11 protein-coding genes are annotated in these 16245 nt (G+C 56.8%); 5 read left to right on the forward strand and 6 right to left on the reverse strand.

The genetic code is table 11. The features are described 5' to 3' along the window. Window positions 1–37: 37 nt before the first annotated feature. From B9Z35_RS11920 to B9Z35_RS11940, 6 genes are all read right to left on the reverse strand, one after another. On the reverse strand, window positions 38–1912 hold the full coding sequence (locus B9Z35_RS11920) for a caspase domain-containing protein (protein ID WP_108283935.1): 1875 nt from the start codon (window positions 1910–1912) through the stop codon (window positions 38–40). Window positions 1913–1996: 84 nt separating this feature from the next. Beyond that, complete coding sequence (locus B9Z35_RS11925) at window positions 1997–2950, reverse strand: alpha-E domain-containing protein (RefSeq protein WP_108283936.1); 954 nt, start codon at window positions 2948–2950, stop codon at window positions 1997–1999. Window positions 2951–2952: 2 nt separating this feature from the next. Continuing rightward, window positions 2953–4398: a circularly permuted type 2 ATP-grasp protein gene (locus B9Z35_RS11930; RefSeq protein WP_108283937.1), complete on the reverse strand. Its 1446-nt coding sequence runs from the start codon at window positions 4396–4398 to the stop codon at window positions 2953–2955. Between the two features lie 44 nt (window positions 4399–4442). Continuing rightward, window positions 4443–4994 (reverse strand): ComEC/Rec2 family competence protein, encoded by a 552-nt coding sequence (locus tag B9Z35_RS13170; RefSeq protein WP_370444131.1) that lies wholly within the window; start codon window positions 4992–4994, stop codon window positions 4443–4445. Beyond that, the gene (locus B9Z35_RS11935; RefSeq protein ID WP_370444132.1) at window positions 4954–7032 is read right to left on the reverse strand and encodes a DNA internalization-related competence protein ComEC/Rec2; all 2079 of its coding nucleotides are present in this window, start codon (window positions 7030–7032) and stop codon (window positions 4954–4956) included. The genes B9Z35_RS13170 and B9Z35_RS11935 overlap by 41 nt, the downstream gene beginning before the upstream one ends. A gap of 67 nt (window positions 7033–7099) precedes the next feature. Continuing rightward, window positions 7100–7561 carry a surface-adhesin E family protein gene (locus tag B9Z35_RS11940; RefSeq protein ID WP_108283938.1) on the reverse strand — a complete coding sequence of 154 codons (462 nt, stop codon included), beginning with the start codon at window positions 7559–7561 and terminating at the stop codon, window positions 7100–7102. A gap of 113 nt (window positions 7562–7674) precedes the next feature. Between B9Z35_RS11940 and B9Z35_RS11945 the strand changes: the two genes are divergently transcribed. The 5 genes from B9Z35_RS11945 (at window position 7675) to B9Z35_RS11965 (ending at window position 16245) form a co-directional block, all read left to right on the forward strand. Next, window positions 7675–11169, forward strand: coding sequence for a DUF2126 domain-containing protein (locus B9Z35_RS11945; protein WP_108283939.1), 3495 nt, complete (start codon window positions 7675–7677; stop codon window positions 11167–11169). A 276-nt stretch (window positions 11170–11445) separates the two neighbouring features. After that, window positions 11446–14073: a circularly permuted type 2 ATP-grasp protein gene (locus B9Z35_RS11950; RefSeq protein ID WP_199219830.1), complete on the forward strand. Its 2628-nt coding sequence runs from the start codon at window positions 11446–11448 to the stop codon at window positions 14071–14073. 2 nt (window positions 14074–14075) lie between these two features. Beyond that, complete coding sequence (locus tag B9Z35_RS11955; protein WP_108283940.1) at window positions 14076–15041, forward strand: transglutaminase family protein; 966 nt, start codon at window positions 14076–14078, stop codon at window positions 15039–15041. Window positions 15042–15104: 63 nt separating this feature from the next. Beyond that, window positions 15105–15560, forward strand: coding sequence for a RidA family protein (locus B9Z35_RS11960; RefSeq protein WP_108283941.1), 456 nt, complete (start codon window positions 15105–15107; stop codon window positions 15558–15560). A 4-nt stretch (window positions 15561–15564) separates the two neighbouring features. Continuing rightward, window positions 15565–16245: a DUF1345 domain-containing protein gene (locus tag B9Z35_RS11965; RefSeq protein WP_108283942.1), complete on the forward strand. Its 681-nt coding sequence runs from the start codon at window positions 15565–15567 to the stop codon at window positions 16243–16245.

The following is a 16245-nucleotide window of genomic DNA, read 5'->3' on the forward strand; positions in this document are numbered from 1 at the left end:
ATGCGGTTTTCGCATACGCCCTTTTATTTTGGAGCTCTTAGTTTTGCGTTTTTTTAGTCAGTTCTCGAAGGGTAATATTTTTAGGCCCTGACCGAAAAATAGCTTCCTCTCTAAACTTGACAGCAGGACCCATGCTAGGGTCAAACCACAAGTAATTGATTCGTCTCAAACCTGATTGATAAATAAATTCCAACTTAATTTGAAACGTATCAAAAGTACCCGCAGGCACTGTCACCGCTTCTTTAGAAATGACCTTACCTTCCATTTCTACCCAACTCACCACCTTAGTTTTTTCATCAGTGAAAGTTGAACGTAACGCCCACTTCTTACCAACTTGAACGATACCTGCAGGCATAGCAATATATGGCGGGTCATATGAACCCCATCCATCACTCCCGATCGATCCATCATGCATAGCCCTTGTTGTCCACCCAGTGCGCCAACTCACTGATGCGGCAACATCTGCGCCTTCATCATCAACTTTGTTTACGCGATAAATCCACCAACCTTTTTCGATGTCTGTATATCCATCTTTAACGACAAACTCGTATTGCTCACCTGACACATAGCGTCGAGTGAAATAAGTTTGTGTCATACCTTGTTTATCTGCCTGTGGCTTAATTTGAGCTTTATCCAGACGTTCTAATTTCGCAGTAGCTAGCTCACTCACAAGACCGTTTGGGTATTTATTCAAGAATGCATAAAGTTCTTCTTTGTTGCTACTGTTTTTAATTTTGTCCCATTCAGCCTTCTCTTGTGCAAACTGAATTTCTTTAGCTTCTTCGCGTGACAATTTATTACGACGCGCCTCCTCTGATGCTTGAGCCTTCGCAAGCTCCAAATCTCTAACTCTTTCACTTTCTTCCGCCTTGGCCTTTTCCAAGGCCTGTGCAGCCAATCGAGCTTTTTGCCGTTCCAGTTCTGCAGCTAATAGCAACTGCCGCTCACGCTCTTTAGCTTCTGCCTCTGCCTTTTGTCTTGCGCTGACCTCTTGTATTTTTTGAGCTTCAACTAATTTGATTTTCTCTAAGGCTTGCTGCTCTGCAATTTTCTTTTCACGCTGAATCGCAGCTTCAGCCTCTAACTTCAGTTTGATTTCACGCTCTTTGGCCTGCTGCGCTTCTTTGATCAAGTCATCAGGATTAAAGGTGTGCTTGACGCCATCGTTAAACGCAAAGTCATCTTCCAAACTACTGGAATCCCACGGAATTTGCCGACCTTGGCTCTTTTGACGAACCTGCAAACGCACTCGCTTGAATACGTCCTCAATCCGAGCGGGCTTTTGCAACTCCTTCAGCAAATACTGTGTGAAGAGTCCATTACCTGAACTCTCGTCTCCATCTTCTGCAACGTTTCCAGGAGATGTTGCAAATGCTAAATAAGTACCTGGTGGTGCATCCAGCTGAGCCAGCCCTTTGCCGCTTGCCTTACCAGCGAAAGGATTGTCACGACATGCATCCAACACAATGATGTTCATTCGCGTTGCTGATTTTTTAAATGTTTCAATAACATTCTCGATATCAATGGTCTGCTTTGGTACATCGCTGGCCTGATTCAACTTTGCATCCACAGGAACCATGTAGTTATGCCAATCTAGTTGTAATCCATGCCCAGCGTAATAAAGCATCCCAACAGCCTGTTTACCTTTAAGCAAACTTTGCATTTGATCAATTGCTTTACCCATTTGATCTTTGCTGCCATCCAATACCTCAACCACATTGAAACCTAATTTACGTAACACCAAGGCCATCGATTTGGCATCGTTCATTGAATTCCCTAGCGCCGGAACGTTTTTATAAGCTGCATTCCCAATTACTAAAGCTACTCTAATGTCTAAAGGGGCTTGCGCAATCGTGCTGAATGAAACACAGGCCGCTGCAAAGGCAATGATTTTAAATTTGGCAATATTCATTATTAAATGATAAATCACAAAGAAAAATCCCCAACCAGCAAACCAATTGGGGACATCAAATCTAGGAGAAGAAAACTACGTTTGTCAATTCGGCACCAAAAACTCCCGACTGATGCTCGCGCCAATCTCATTCACACGGTCCAAGAACTGTGTGAGGTAGGCGTGTAAGCCATTGGCCAAAATTTCTTCAATGCGGCTAAACTCCATTTCGGCGCACAGCTTGCCCGCCCGGCGATAGCTCTCTAACGAGCGGTCGTCCGACACCATCGAGATGTTGTTCACCACTTCGTTCAAGCACGCATGGAGCGAACGCGGCATATCGGCACGAAGGATGAGCAACTCGGCCACGCGCTCGGGGTGAATCACATCACGATAGACCTTGCGGTAAATCTCAAAGCCAGACACGCTGCGCAAAATCGCGCTCCAGTGGTAGAAGTCGTGTTGCTGCGTTTTCTCGCTGCCATCGGCAAACAAGTCGCCATGCACGGCATGGAACTTCACATCCACCAAGCGTGCGGTGTTGTCGGCGCGCTCTAGGAACGTGCCCAAGCGCATGAAGTGCAAGGCTTCGTCCATCAACATGGTGCCCACGGTCACGCCGCGTGAGAGGTGTGAGCGGAATTTGACCCATTCAAAAAACTCACCGGGGTCGCTCTCGAGCAAACCACTCTTGAGCAAACGGTTCAACTCCAACCACGTTTGGTTTTGCGTTTCCCACACTTCAGTGGTGAGGCTACCGCGCACAGCACGTGCGTTCTCACGCGCAGCGCGCAGGCACGAGATGATGGAAGACGGGTTGCTTTCGTCTTTGACCATGAACTCCATCACGCGTTGTGGCGTGATGTCACCGTGGCGCGCTTGATAGGCAGGCAACAACTCGCTGATGGACAGCAAGCCTTCCCAGCCAAGCAGCGCCACTTCGGCAGACTGTGGCAGCAAAGAGGTTTGGTAGTTCACGTCCAGCAGGCGTGCGGTGTTCTCGGCCCGCTCGGTATAGCGAGACATCCAAAACAGGTGGTCAGCGGTACGGCTCAGCATTGTTAAACCTCAAGAATCCATGTGTCTTTGGTGCCGCCGCCTTGGGACGAGTTCACCACCAGTGAGCCTTCTTTTAGCGCCACGCGGGTCAAGCCGCCGGGCACCATTTGCACGGTCTTGCCGCTCAACACGAAGGGGCGCAAATCAATGTGACGTGGCGCAACGCCACTCTCCACATAAGTGGGGCAGCTCGATAAGCTCAGCGTGGGCTGCGAAATATAGCCATCAGGCTTGGCCAGCAACACTTGACGGAACTCTTCAATCTCAGCCTTGGTCGCCGCAGGCCCGACCAACATGCCGTAGCCGCCAGCGCCGTGCACTTCCTTCACCACCAGCTCGCTCAAATGCGCCAGCGTGTAGTCGAGATCTTCTTTCTTGCGGCATTGAAATGTAGGCACGTTATTCAAGATGGGCTTTTCGCCCAAATAGAACTCAATCATTTGCGGCACATAGGGGTAGATGGATTTGTCATCGGCAATGCCTGTGCCCACCGCGTTGCAAATGTTCACATGGCCTGCCTTGTAAACATCCATCAAACCGGCGCAGCCCAACGTCGATGTGGCGCGGAACACACTAGGGTCTAAGAAGTCATCATCCACACGGCGGTAAATCACGTCCACGCGTTTAGGCCCGCGTGTGGTGCGCATGTAAACAAAGCCGTCTTTCACAAACAGGTCTTGGCCTTCGACCAATTCCACACCCATTTGCTGCGCCAAGAACGCATGCTCAAAGTAGGCGCTGTTGTACATGCCGGGTGTCAGCACTACCACGGTCGGGTCGTCGGTAGTGGATGGGCTGCTGGCACGCAAAGTCTCTAGCAACAAGTCGGGGTAATGCGCCACAGGGGCCACGCGGTGTTGGCTGAACAACTCGGGGAAGAGTCGCATCATCATCTTGCGGTCTTCCAACATGTAGCTCACGCCGCTGGGCACGCGCAAGTTGTCTTCCAGCACGTAGTACTCGCCGTTGCCTTGTGCATCGGGCGCACGCACGATGTCGATGCCGCTGATTTGCGAATACACCTTGTGCGGCACATCGACCCAACGCATCTCAGGGCGGTACTGCGCGTTGTTCAAAATCTGTTCGCTGGGGATGATGCCGGCTTGGAGAATGCCTTGCTCGTGATACACGTCGTGAATGAACATGTTGAGCGCATTCACGCGCTGCACCAAGCCCTTTTGCATGCTCGTCCACTCGTGGGCGGGGATGATGCGAGGGATCAAATCAAAAGGAATGAGTCGCTCGGTGCCTGCACCGTCTTCGTCTTTATCGCCGTACACCGCAAAGGTGATGCCGACGCGACGGAAAATCATCTCGGCTTCTTCGCGTCTGTCGCGCATGGTCTGCGGATCTTGGCGCTTGAGCCAATCCAAGTAGTTCCGGTAGTGGGGGCGCACCGCACTGTCCACAAACGGCAGCTGGGCGTACATTTCATCAAACTTGTGCATCTTAGGAACTCCTGGTACTTCTTACGCAAATTGAGTGCCAGCTCTCAGAATACGTGTTGCCAGTATCGTTGTCTTTGATTTCGCTCACACTGCACCAACTTGGGTTGCTCGCTGCGCCATGACGATGCACCACAACGAGGCGTCTGCACCACAAGCACCCCTAAATCGCTGTAGCGCAGCATTACATCGGGCTTTGGGTGACCAAATCGGTTGCGGTAGCCCGCTTGCACGATGGCCACTCTAGGCTGCACTGCATCCAGAAAGGCTTGTGTAGACGAAGTGGCGCTGCCGTGATGGGGCACCAGCAGCCAATCGGCTTGCAGGGCTTGGCCACTTTGCAGCAACTCTTGTTCTTGGGCGGCTTCGATGTCACCGGCCAGCAGCGCAGATGTATCGGCTGCCGTCACGCGCAACACACAACTCAGCGCATTGGGTTTGAGCTTGCGCTCGTAGTCACTTGCACTTGGATGCAGCATTTCAAACCGCACACCATCCCACACCCACGATTGCCCACGTTCGCAGCGCTGCATCGCGCCCAACTGTTGCAGCGGGTGTTCAGTCGCAATCGACGTCAACACATCGGCTTGCGGCTGCATGGCCATCACCGCGGGTGCGCCGCCACTGAGGGTCGCTGTCTTGGTGGCTGATGACGATGCGGTCTAGCCGCTCGCCCCACGCACGCAGCAAGGGCACCAGCACGCGCTGGCCAGCATCGGTCTCGGCCGAGTAGCGCGGCCCTGTGTCGTACAGCAAGCTGTGCGTGGCGGTGCGCACCAACACGGCATGGCCCTGCCCCATATCGGCCGCCACCAATTCAAACGTGCCGTGTGCTGGGCGTGGTGTTTGCCAGCTGAGCACGGGCAGCACCAAGGCCACACCAAACCAACGCAGCCACATGGGCACGCGCATGGCCCACGTGCCCATACCCACCAACGCGACCGCCCCCACCCACAATGGCGCAGCGGGCGCAGACCATTGCGCCCACGATACACCCGCGCACGCTTTGAGCAGCCACACCAACCACTGCAAAGCCTCTGCCGCCACGTTCCAAGCGAATGGCAACACCAGCCCCAACAAACACAGCGGCGTAACCACCAAGGTCACCCACGGCACGGCCAACAAGTTGGCAAACAAACCCACGACAGACACTTGGTGAAACAGCAGCAAGGTGAGCGGGGCCAAACACACACTCATCAACCACTGCTCGCGCCACATGTGCCGCGCAGACGCCCATGCATTTGCCAGCAAGCGCCCTCGCCTATTCGGCTGACTACTTTGCTCTGTCGTCGCGTCAAAAACATTCAGCGCATCAGAGTGAGCCGCCGTCTCCACAGGCGCATGCGAGCCCGAGGCAAACAACACACCCACTGCCACAAAGCTGAGCCAAAACCCTGCTTGCATCAGCGCCCACGGGTCTAGCGCAAGCACCACCGCGAACACGGTCAGCCACACCTGCATCAAGGGCCAACGCAAGCCATACACACGTAGCAGTGTGACCACGCCCAGCATCCACACCGTGCGCTGTGCGGGCACACCCCAGCCGGTGAACACCGCATACGCCAGCGCCACCATTGCGGCACAGGCACTAGCGGCAAGAGGTGCAGGCAGCCACAAGCTCCAAGGCTTGTCAGGCGACCACACATCGCTGCGCCGCCACAGCCAGCCCACACACAATGCCGCCAGCCACGCAAGGCCGGTAATGTGCAAGCCTGAAATGGCCATGAGGTGCGCCACGCCCGTGGCACGAAACACATCCCAATCCACACGCTCAATCGCCGCTTGGTCACCCACCAACAAGGCCGCCACAATGCCGGCCACTGCGCGGTCTGCCACCCGCGCATCAATGGCGCTGCGCACACGCTGACGCAGCCGCTCCACCGGATGCGCCCAAGTGCTGCCTAGCCATTGAGGCGCTGCGTCTTTGGCCCCATTGCGTACATAGCCCGTGGCTTGCAAGTCCTGCTCCCACAGCCACAGCTCGTAATCAAAACCGTGTGGGTTGATGTGGCCGTGCGGTGCTTTCAGGCGTACGGCCAATTGCCAACGGTCGCCGGGGCGCAAGTCTGCGGGCGGCGCTTGCACTTTGTCATCGCTGCCATTCAATCGGTTGCCATACCAACCCAACAGCAACTGCGGCGGTAGCTGCACACGTGCACCATTGCCGTCGCGGGCCGACTCCACCTCGAAGCGAAACCGCGCACTGTCTTCCATGCGCTGCGGCAAGTTGGCCACGATGCCTACCACTTGCAAAGTGCGGCCTTCAAGCATTGGGTTCAAAGCGCTTTGCGCATAGTGGCTGGCGCGTGCGCCTGCTTGCGCAAAAGCCAACACACCCGATAACAAGCCCACCAATGCCAACCAAACAGCGGCTTGCACGCGTGCGCCAGCCGACGCATGCGAGAGCAAAGTTGAGGCACTGCGAACCCAAGCGAAGCGCGAAATATCGATGCGCGTTGCGATATATCCCGACATCAGAGCAACCGCAGCTAAGCCCCAATACACCTCACCCGCCCACAACTGCGCCTGCTGTAACTGCAAAGCCGTGCCCGCAATCCAGCCCAAGGCCAAAGGTGTGATGACAGAAAACATGGCCGCATGTTCGACCCAACCTTGCGGCACGTGGGCGATGCCCACTCACAAGTTAAAAAGCCCCGACCGTTCGGCAGGGGCTTGATACATCCAAGGGGTTGTCAGCTAGGGTTTAGCCCGAAGCAGCTTTAGAGCCGCCGCACACTTCTTTCTTCAAAGCTGCAAGGTAAGTGTTGGGGCGAATCGGGTATTCGCGTGGACGCCATTCGTGCACATCGTCCGAAGCCACTTCTTTGCCTTTGCCCATTTGCTTGTCAAAGTAGCTCACAGACAGGCGCACAACGGTGTCGTTCTTGCAGTACATGCGCACGCGCAACATCATTGACTTGTAGTTTTCGCCGGTGGGTGTCTTTTCGCCCTTGGGCAAATCGGTCAACACCCAGGCGTAGCGCGACACGTGCACGGGCATGACGGCTTCTTTGTCGAAGTAATAGGTAGCTTCTTCTTCCTTGACCAATTCGCTCCACTCGGCTGACGCAGGCGCAGCCCAAGCCATAAGGCTGGTGAGCACGAAAGCAACAACTGAAAAACGGCTAGGACGCATGGTGGTATCAAAGATAAAACTGACTTGCATAGGGTATCGGCGGGGCTGGCAGAAACTTGAGCCCGAACTTGAGCCAACTTATTTCCAAAATGTGCACCGCTTTGGCGCATCAGGTATGGCGCGTGTTTTGCTAGTCTAAGTACATGTCTATCCATGCAGCACTCCACCACGTCACCCATTACAGCTACGACCGACTGGTTGAGTTAGGCCCACAGGTCATTCGCCTGCGCCCTGCCCCGCACTGCCGCAGCAACGTGATTTCGTATTCGCTCAAGGTCGAGCCCGAGCACTTCATCAACTGGCAGCAAGACCCCTTCGCCAACTACCAAGCCCGCTTGGTGTTTCCCGAGAAGACGCGCGAGTTCAAGGTCACGGTGGACTTGGTGGTGGAGATGGCGGTGTACAACCCGTTCGACTTCTTCTTGGAGCCGCACGCCGAAAAGTTCCCCTTCGCCTATGGCGTGACCTCGGCCCAAGAGCTGGCCCCCTACTTGGTAACCAACCGCTTCACACCCAACTTCAAGCACTATTTCAAGAGCATCGACTTCAAGGCGCTCAAGCGCGAGCCCATACGCACCATCGACTTTTTGGTGGAAATCAACCGCAAGCTGCACGAAGACATCGCGTACACCATCCGCATGGAGCCCGGCGTGCAAACGCCAGAAGAAACGCTGACGCTGCGCAGCGGCTCGTGCCGCGACAGCGCGTGGCTGCTGGTCAACTTGCTACGCCACTGCGGTTTGGCAGCCCGCTTTGCGTCTGGCTATTTGATTCAACTCGCCCCCGATGTGAAGTCGCTCGACGGCCCCAGCGGCACCGAAGTGGACTTCACAGACCTTCACGCTTGGTGCGAGGTGTACCTGCCCGGCGCAGGCTGGATTGGGCTTGACCCCACATCGGGCTTGCTGGCTGGCGAAGGCCACATTCCGCTGGCTTGCACACCCCAGCCATCGAGTGCCGCACCGATTGAAGGCTTGGTGGACGAAGCCGAGGTGGAGTTTGGCCACGAGATGAAGGTCACCCGCGTGCTTGAATCGCCCCGCGTGACCAAGCCCTACACCGAAGACGAATGGACAGAAGTGCTGGCCTTGGGCGACGAGGTGGACCGCCGCTTGGTCGAGGGCGATGTGCGACTGACCATGGGTGGCGAGCCCACGTTCGTCACCGTGCATGACCGCGACGCACCAGAATGGAACACCGATGCACTAGGCCCGACCAAACGCGGCTTTGCCACCGAATTGGTGCACAAGCTGCGGGCCGAATATGGAGATGGCGGCTTCTTGCATTTCGGCCAAGGCAAGTGGTACCCGGGCGAGCAGTTGCCGCGCTGGGCACTGGGCATTTACTGGCGCACCGACGGCCACCCTTGCTGGCACAACCCCGATTTGTTTGCCGATGAACGCGTGCCCAGCCAATACACCACCGAAGACGCACAACGCTTCACGCAAACCCTCGCGCACAAACTGGGGCTGGACGACCAATACATCACCCCCGGCTATGAAGACACGTGGTACTACCTGTGGCGCGAGCGCCGCTTGCCCGTGAACGTGGACCCGTTTGATGCCAAGCTCAACGACGAGATGGAACGCGTGCGCCTGCGCCGCGTGTTCAGCCAAGGCCTCGACAAAACCGTGGGCTATGTGCTGCCCCTCAAAGCGGGCGAAGTGGCTGGCGGCCCACGTTGGGGCACTGGCCCTTGGTTCTTGCGCGACGAGCGCATGTACCTCGTGCCCGGCGACTCACCCATGGGCCTGCGCTTACCGCTCGACTCACTGCCGTGGGTCAGCCAAGCCGACTACCCCTACGCGATTGAGCAAGACCACTTTGCCGAGCGCAAGCCCCTGCCGCACGCTGCGGCCTTGCGTGCGCAGTACTCGCACCATGCACGCCACACGCACTACGACCACAACATTGGCCACCACATCAACACGCATGTGGCGGGTGGTGGCTTGGCCCAAGGCGGCACCGTGGGCTTGCAAACAGGCATGGGCCAAGACGGCTTTGTGCCGGGCACGCCGCACCCTGTACCAGCCAAAGACCAATCCGCACATTGGATTACCCGCACCGCCATTTGCGTGGAAGTGCGCGACCCATCACGTGCCAACGGCCCCGCCGTTGAGTTGAAGGCGATGGAGAACCCACAAGGTTTGATTTACGTCTTCATGCCGCCACTCGGCAACCTTGAGGATTACTTAGAACTGCTAAGCGCCATCGAAGCCACCGCCGAACACTTAGGCGTGCGCATTGTGTTGGAAGGCTATCCGCCCCCACGCGATGTGCGACTGAAAGTGCTGCAAGTCACGCCTGACCCTGGTGTGATTGAAGTCAACATCCACCCCGCCCACAACTGGCTGGAAATCGTGGACCACACCGAGTTCTTGTACAAGGCCGCGTTTGAATCGCGCCTGTCTGCCGAGAAGTTCATGACCGATGGCCGCCACACTGGCACAGGCGGCGGCAACCACATCGTGATGGGTGGCGCTACGCCTGCGGACAGCCCGTTTTTGCGCAAGCCCGAACTGTTGGCATCGCTCATCTTGTATTGGCACAACCATCCCTCGCTCAGCTACTTGTTCAGCGGCATGTTCATTGGCCCCACCAGCCAAGCACCACGTGTGGACGAAGCGCGTAATGACCAAATTTACGAACTCGAAATCGCGCTGGCAGAAATTCAAAAGAACCGCGAAAAGTTTGGCGCTGATATGCCGCCGTGGATCGTGGACCGCACATTGCGCAACTTGCTGATTGACGTCACAGGTAACACGCACCGCAGCGAGTTTTGCATTGACAAGCTCTACTCGCCCGATTCGTCCACCGGACGCTTGGGGCTGCTCGAACTCCGTGCCTTTGAGATGCCACCTCACGAGCGCATGAGCATCGTGCAGCAGCTCTTGTTGCGTGCGCTGGTGGCGCGTTTTTGGGAAACACCATACCAAGCCCCGGCCACGCGTTGGGGCACCGAGCTACACGACCGCTTCTTGTTGCCGCATTTCGTCAAAGCCGACTTTGACGATGTGCTGACCGAGCTGGGCGACTGCGGTTTTCAGTTCGACCCCGCATGGTTTGCACCGCACTTTGAATTCCGCTTCCCACGCGTGGGCGATTTGCAAACACTCGGCATTAACCTCACGTTGCGCAACGCGTTGGAGCCTTGGCATGTCATGGGCGAAGAAGGCTCTAGCGGCGGCACGGTGCGCTATGTGGATTCGTCACTCGAACGCATCGAGGTGCATGTGGCTGGCCTCAACCCCAGCCGCCACACCATCACGGTCAATGGCACGCCCTTGCCTTTACAACCCACGGGCACCGTGGGCGAATACGTGGCCGGTGTGCGCTACCGCGCATGGGCGCCCTCGTCGGCCTTGCACCCCACCATTGGCGTGCATGTGCCGCTGACCTTTGACATTGTGGACACGTGGATGAAACGCTCGGTGGGCGGCTGCCAGTACCACGTGGCGCATCCAGGTGGGCGCAACTACGACAGCTTTCCCGTCAACGCGTATGAGGCTGAAAGCCGACGCTTGTCGCGCTTTTTCCCGCTGGGCCACACGCCGGGCAAATTGGATGTGCCGCAAGCCACCGTGGGGGTGCCTGCCAGCAAGGAGTTCCCGTTCACGCTGGATTTGCGACGCGTCTAAACATACGATTCACACCATGGCAAAACCTGAAGGCGGTGAGACAATGCAGCCACTGTGCAAAAGCCCTCCTCGCCCCCTTCAGCGTCTGTTAGCTCGCCACGTTTGGTTGACGTGGTGAAAGGCCTCGCACATTCCGCCGACAGCGGGCACTTTGATGAGCTGCAAGGCAAGTGTTCACCAGCAACTGAGGTGTTAACACAAACACAAACACAAACACAAACACAAACACAAACGCAGTCGCAAAGCCAAAGCTCAGCCTCGCAAGGTGCAAAGGCCATGGCACCGCTGGCCCCCATGTCTGGCATGACAGCGCTCGCGCCCATGCAGCCAGTGGCCGAGCCCGAAGCCAAACCTGCACCAGAAGCCGAACCCGATTTAAGCCCTGCATGGCAAACCTTTTTTGACCAGCTCGGCAGCACCGGCCTAGACGACCTTGACCGCCGCACACAAACCCTCGCGCGCCAAGTGCGCGACAACGGCATCACCTACAACGTGTACGCCAGCCAAGGTGGGCCACAGAGGCCTTGGGCTTTGGATCTCTTTCCTCTCATCATCACGCCTGACAGCTGGCAGCAGATTGAAGTAGGCGTGAAGCAACGCGCACGTTTGCTCGAACGCGTGTTGGCCGATGTGTATGGCCCTCAGCAGCTGATTCGCGAAGCCATGATTCCGCCCGCCTTGGTGCAAGGCCACCCCGGCTACATGCGTGCCATGCATGGCGTTGCCCCTGTGGGCGGCACACATCTGCACATTGCCGCGTTCGACCTTGCGCGTGGACCCGATGGCAACTGGGCCGTGGTGTCGCAGCGCACGCAAGCGCCTTCGGGCCTGGGCTACTTGCTAGAAAACCGCTTGCTTATTTCGCGCCAGTTTCCGCAAGCGTTTGAAGCCATGAGCATTCAGCGTCTCGCAGCCACCTACCGTGTGTGGGTGGAGTCCCTCAAAGCGCACAGCCCTGAAGGTTCAAACGCACACGTGGCCTTGCTCACGCCAGGGCCCTACAACGAAACCTATTTCGAGCACGCCTACCTAGCGCGTTACCTAGGCCTCACCCTCGTCGAGGGCCATGACCTGACCGTGCGTGATGAACGTGTTTTCCTGCGCACGCTTCGCGGGCTAGAGCCCGTGCATGTTCTGCTTAAGCGTTTGGACGATGAGTTCTTAGACCCGCTCGAATTGCGCTCTGACTCCACCTTGGGCATTCCCGGTTTGCTGCAAGCGGTGCGCGCGGGCAATGTGGTGGTGGCCAATGCGCCAGGCTCGGCGTTTTTAGAATCGCCCGCTTTGTTAGGATTCCTGCCTGGACTGAGCGAACAGCTGCTGGGTGAAGAGCTGCAGCTACCTGCACTCGACACGTGGTGGTGCGGCGAACGCGCGGCTCTGGCCTCTGTTCTGCCTCAACTCGAACACATGGCCATCAAACCCACCTACCCGGGCTCCGCCACCCACGGTACCTTTGATGCAACGCTTGGTCGCACTCTCACCCAAGCGCAACGCGACGAGTGGGTGGGCCGTATTACCCGCCAACCCGACCGTTACACCTTACAAGCCTACTCACCACTGTCGCAAATGCCCACGTGGAAAAACACCAACGATGGCGTGGTGCAACGCTCGGTCATGCTGCGTGTGTTTGCCTTGCGCAACTGCACTGGCGATGGCCCAGATGCATGGCGTGTGTTGCCCGGCGGCTTGGCCCGCATCGCAGCGCCCAATGCGCCCATTGCCTCCATGCAGCGCGGTGGCAGCAGCGCCGATGTGTGGGTGCAAACCCATGCCGACATTGACCGCAGCAGCTTGCTACCCAAATACAACGCGACCTCAGGCTTTAAACACCGCGAGCGCATGGTGACCAGCCGCGCTGCTGAAAACTTGTATTGGCTCGGCCGGTACACCGAGCGCAGCGAGAACATGGTGCGCTTGGTGCGACTGTGCATTGAAGCCTTGAACGGCGAAGACCCTGCCTCACGCAGCTTGTGGGCATGGCTGCAGTTACTTACCCAACGCCAAGGCCTCGTGCCTGCGGGTGTGCCGTCAGCCCATGCGGCTACAGAAGACCGCCACACCAGCACACCCAGCATGGGTGCACGCCGCCGCGTGTTTGAACGCACACTCATTGCCTGCCTTGACCAAGACGACCATAGCACCAGCGTGGGCTACAACTTGCGTGCCTTGCATCAAGCAGCCTCATCGCTGCGCGAGCGTTTGTCACCCGAGCACTGGAACGCCATCGTGCATTGTGTGAATCAGTTCAGCGCTGACTGCGCACTAGCCGGTTCACCCCATGCCTTCTCTGCGGTGCAAGCCATGCAAGCACTGGATGCAGCCAGCTCGGCACTAGCCGCCATCACTGGTGCACAAACCGACCGCATGACACGCGACGACGGTTGGCAGCTCCTGAGCATTGGCCGCCATGTGGAACGCCTTGGGTTTTTGTCGGCAGCGCTCGACTTGGCGGTGGAAGTGGGCGCGTTTGAAGGTGCGCCTGACGAAGCGCACAGCGCAGACGAAAACAGCTCACACTATGCGGCGCTGTTGTCGCTGTTTGACAGCACCATCACCTTTCAAGCGCAGTACCAACAAAGCCGTGAACTGCCCCCGCTCATTGAGCTTTTGGTGCAAGACAACGACAACCCACGCTCGCTGGCTTGGGTGGCGCGTGCACTGCGCGGGCGTTTGTCGAAGTTGGCCAAAACGCCAATGGGCGAACCCGATGCACTGGCCCGCTTGGTACCCACTTTGAAAAACACCGATTTAGAACAGCTCTGCGCCTCCAACGACGCAGGCCACCACCCCAACCTGCGTGCTTGCCTGACCGAGTGCATGCAAGCCGCTTGGCAAGTGTCGGACGCCATCACAGCGCACTACTTCAGCCACACCGACGACGCCGACAGCGTGGGCGCCTAAGCATGCTGCTGTACATCACCCACACCACGACCTACCACTATGTGCCGCAGGTCAACACCGCGCAGCACATGGCGCACTTGCTGCCGCGCAGCGATGCTGCACAAACTGTGCAACATGCCGAGCTGCACATCACGCCCACACCAGCGGCCACCAGCACGCATGTGGATGTGTTTGGCAACAACCGTACTTTCTTCTCGTTGCCCATGGTGCACGACACACTCAGCATCACGGCCAAGAGCACGGTCGATACCCACTTCATTCCCTACCCACCCGAACAAGCCTTGACCACGCCTGCGTGGGAAAACGTGCGTGCACACTTTGTGTACCACTCGGGCGCCGCGTGGGACGCGGCTACCGAATACGTGTTTGCCTCGCCATACGTGCAGCCGCACCCAGACTTTGCTGAATACGCACGCGCCAGCTTTGTGCCCGCCCGCCCAGTATTGGCAGCCGCATGCGATTTGATGACGCGCATTCACCAAGAGTTCACCTACGAGACGGCCAGCACAGACATCAACACGCCTGCGCTTGAAGCCCTTAAAAGTCGCAAAGGCGTGTGTCAAGACTTTGCGCACATTCTCATCGGCTGCTTGCGCACACAGGGTTTGGCCGCGCGTTATGTGAGCGGCTATTTGGTGACCGAAGTTGCAGAAGGTCAAACCCGTTTGATAGGTAGCGATGCCTCACATGCATGGGTGTCGGTTTATGTGCCCAACGACTTAGACGATGCGGCCGAGACCGCCAAGACAGGCTCACTTGCCACCCACGGCCAGTGGTTTGACCTTGACCCGACTAACAACCGCTGGGGCTTAAGCTCCCCCGGCATCGACTACGTGACCTTGGCCATTGGCCGCGACTACGCAGATGTGTCACCCGTGCGTGGTGTGATTCATGGCGGGGCTAGCCACACGTTGGAAGTGGCCGTCACAGTTCAGCCGGCTTCTGAGTTGGGGGCAGCGTCTGTATAAACGTAAACGCAAAATCAAAATTAAGCGCTCTTAAAATTGCAGGATTCAAACAAGGAATCCAACATGAGCGTTTACGACAAACTTCAAGCCCTGAACATCACCCTGCCCCCCGTTGCTACGCCCGCTGCGGTTTATCTGCCGTTTGTGCAAACAGGCAACTTGGTGTTTTTGAGTGGCCATATTGCCAAAAAAGACGGCAAAGTGTGGACAGGCCAATTGGGCAAGACCATGCAAACCGCCGAAGGCGCACAAGCGGCACGCTCAGTCGCTATTGATTTGTTGGGTACCTTGCACGCCGCTGTGGGCGACCTGAACAAAGTCAAGCGCATCGTCAAAGTAATGAGCTTGGTCAATTCGAGCCCTGACTACACCGAGCACCACTTGGTGACCAACGGTTGCAGCGAACTCATTGGCCAAGTGTTTGGCGACAAAGGTACGCATGCACGTAGCGCGTTTGGCGTGGCTCAAATACCGTTGGGTGCTTGCGTGGAAATTGAGTTGATTGCTGAGTTAGCTTGAACGCATGTCACACCACCCTTTTTCTATTCACGCGCTGTTCAACGCTATAAAAACGCGACCACGTCTATTAATCAGCATCGTGGTTGGTTTACTGAGCATCGCAGCCATTCCCCAAACGTGGAACTGGCCAAGCGTGACGCAATGGACCATGGGATGGAACGTGGGGGCTTTGCTGTATCTGGCACTCGCAGTTCATATGATGTTTGGCAGCTCACACGAACGCATGTGCAACCGTGCGGTACGAGAAGACGATGGCAGATTGGTCTTACTTGCAATGGTGGTGTTCTCTGCCATCACGTGTTTAGGGGCTATCGTGGCTGAACTCGCAATTGCCAAAACCACGCAAGGGTCAATTCGCTATGAGCATATCGCGTTGGCTGCACTGACCATTGTTTCCTCATGGACATTCACGCAAGTCATGTTTGCATTGCACTACGCGCATGACTACTACTTGGCCGAGTCGTTCAACAAAACAGGTGGTCTGCACTTTCCTGGCGATCATGCGCCGGACTACGGCGATTTTTTGTATGCCGCTTGCGTCATCGGCACGTCAGGGCAACCTGCCGATGTGAGCTTTACGAGCCGTACGCAACGCCGCGTGGGCTTGGTACACAGTGTGTTGTCTTTCTTTTTCAACACCATGGTCATTGCATTGACCATCAACATTGCATCGGGCCTTTTTTAA

The organism is Limnohabitans sp. Jir61, from assembly GCF_003063545.1.
Taxonomy (GTDB): Bacteria; Pseudomonadota; Gammaproteobacteria; order Burkholderiales; family Burkholderiaceae_C; genus Limnohabitans.